The organism is Streptomyces rubellus (assembly GCF_036323805.1).
In the GTDB taxonomy this organism is placed as follows: Bacteria; Actinomycetota; Actinomycetes; order Streptomycetales; family Streptomycetaceae; genus Streptomyces.
In genome coordinates this window covers 1-1086 of the sequence record NZ_JAZDCX010000066.1, presented here as the reverse complement: position 1 = coordinate 1086, position 1086 = coordinate 1, and the positions used below count along the sequence as shown (strand labels likewise).

Here is a 1086-nt window from a genome sequence, read left to right as displayed (position 1 = left end):
CGGGCGGTGTTGGAGCACCGTGCGGTGGTGTTGGGGTCGGATCGTGTGGGGGCGTTGGGGGCGTTGGCGGGGGGTGTTCCGCATCCGGGTGTGGTGCGTGGTGTGGGGCGTTCTGGGGTGTCTCCGGTGTTTGTGTTTCCGGGGCATGGGGCGCAGTGGGTGGGGATGGGTGCGGAGTTGTTGGAGCGGGAGCCGGTGTTCGCCGAGGCGATGGCGGAGTGTCACCGGGCGTTGGAGCCGTTCACTGATTTCTCGCTGCTGGGGGTGGTGCGCGGGGAGGGCGCCGAGTTGGAGCGGGCTGAGGTGGAGCAGCCGGTGTTGTGGGCGGTGATGGTGTCGCTGGCGAGGCTGTGGGCTTCGGTGGGGGTGGTGCCGTCTGCGGTGGTGGGTCATTCGTTGGGGGAGATCGCGGCGGCGGTGGTTGCGGGTGGGTTGTCGTTGGAGGACGGGGCGCGGGTGGTGGCGTTGCGGGCGCGGGTGATTGCTGAGGAGTTGGTGGGGTTGGGGGGGATGGTGTCGTTGGGTGTTTCTCGTGGTGTGGCTGAGGAGTTGGTGGGGGGGTGGGAGGGGGTGTCGGTGGCGGCGGTGAATGGGCCGGGTTCGACGGTTGTTTCGGGTGATGTGGCGGGTGTTGAGGGGGTGTTGGCGCATTGTGAGGGTGTGGGGATCAGGGCGCGGCGGGTGGCGATTGATTATGCGTCGCATGGTGTGCAGGTAGAGCGGGTTCGGGAGCGGTTGTTGGGTGTTCTGGGTTCGGTTTCGCCGGTGTCTTCGGTGGTGCCGTTCTATTCGTCGGTGTCGGGGGGGCGGAGGGACACGGCGGGGCTGGATGCGGGTTATTGGTATGACAATTTGCGGAGCGCGGTGCGGTTCGGGGATGTCACTGATGTTTTGTTGGCTGAGGGGCGGACGGTGTTCTTGGAGGTCAGTGCGCATCCGGTGCTGGCTGTTGGGGTGCAGGAGAGTATGGAGGCTGCGGGGCGTGCTGGGGTGGTGTTGGGTACGTTGCGTCGTGGTGAGGGTGGTCTGCAGCGTTGGGTGACCGCGCTGGCCGAGGCCCACGTACACGGCGTCCCCGTCAACTGG

At 67.0% G+C, this 1086-nt stretch carries 1 protein-coding gene; it reads left to right on the top strand.

Translation table 11 applies throughout. The annotated features are described in order from the left end of the window. Window positions 1–6: 6 nt before the first annotated feature. Window positions 7–1086 (top strand): acyltransferase domain-containing protein (locus V1L54_RS29260; protein ID WP_330121184.1); only part of this gene is annotated, 1080 nt, incomplete at its 3' end.